Genomic DNA, 1,048 nt, shown 5'->3' with positions numbered 1-1,048 from the left:
GCGCCAGTACAGCAGCTACGTCAACGAAGAGCACGGGGCGACCTGCGGGCTGCTGGGCTACGGCTGGAAGCTGCCCATGGAGATCGCCGTGCGGCTGGAGGCAGGGCGCACCGTGCTGCTGGACACCGGGGGGCGGGCCATCACCTTCGGCGAGCCGCTGGCGCCCGGCGAAGCGCTGTACAGCGCCAGCGAAGACCTGTGGCTGATGCGCGGTGGCGGTGCAGGCAGCGCGTTGCCTGCCGGCGCGCCTGCCTCGCGCATTCCTAGCGAGCTGCAGCCCTGGGCCTGGCAGCCGCGCTGGGCCCACGTGCCCCAAGAGGCCCGGGCCGACGCGCGGTGCGTGATCGCCGCCTCGGGCAACGGCGGCGCCGTGTGGCTGCTGTGGCCGGGGGAGGACGGGCACCACCGTGTGGGCCGGGTGCTGGACCGCTTCGGGCGCAGCCAGCACTACGGATACGACGAGCACGGGCGGCTGGCCGGCATCACCGACGGCAGCGGGCGGCGCTATGCGCTGCACTACAACCGGGAGCGGGAACGGGAGGGGCCGCCGCCGCGGCCCCAATCACCGCTACGGCCATTGCCACCGCCCACCCGCTGCTCGGCCCGGACAGCGGCGAGCGCCTGACCGGCGTGGACTGCGTGCACAACCCGCTGGATGCGGCCTGCACCGGCCCGGGCTACCGGGTGGCGCTGGTGCGCTACCGCTACGACAGCGCGGGCGACCTGGTGGAGGTACTGGGGCGGGACGGCCAGCGCACGCGCGAGTTCGGCTACGACCGGGTGCACCGCATGGTGCGCCACCGGGTGCGCAGCGGCCCGCTGCACACCTACGTCTATGAAGACCAGGGCGTGGCCATGCCCCGGCCCGGCGCCCGCGTGGTGGAGCAGCACAACGAGCAGGGACTGTCGTACCTCTTCGAATACCGCGATCCCCCCGCCATCCCTCCCGCCACCCCGGCTGCGATCGGCGAGTCCGAGACGGACCCCGACACCCCAGTCCCCGACACCCCGCAGCCCATGCCGCAGTCCATGCTGCAGCCCGTGCCGG

At 74.0% G+C, this 1,048-nt stretch carries 2 pseudogenes; both read left to right on the top strand.

The window, feature by feature from the left end:
• Positions 1–625, top strand: a pseudogene (locus tag AC27IQ_RS25550) (RHS repeat-associated core domain-containing protein); the annotation flags it as partial.
• A 5-nt stretch (positions 626–630) separates the two neighbouring features.
• Positions 631–1,048 (top strand): annotated as a pseudogene (locus tag AC27IQ_RS25545) (hypothetical protein); the annotation flags it as partial.

The organism is Acidovorax sp. KPB24-07, assembly GCF_057543315.1.
The sequence above is the reverse complement of the archived record's forward strand: the minus strand, read 5'-3'. Positions and strand labels throughout refer to the sequence as shown.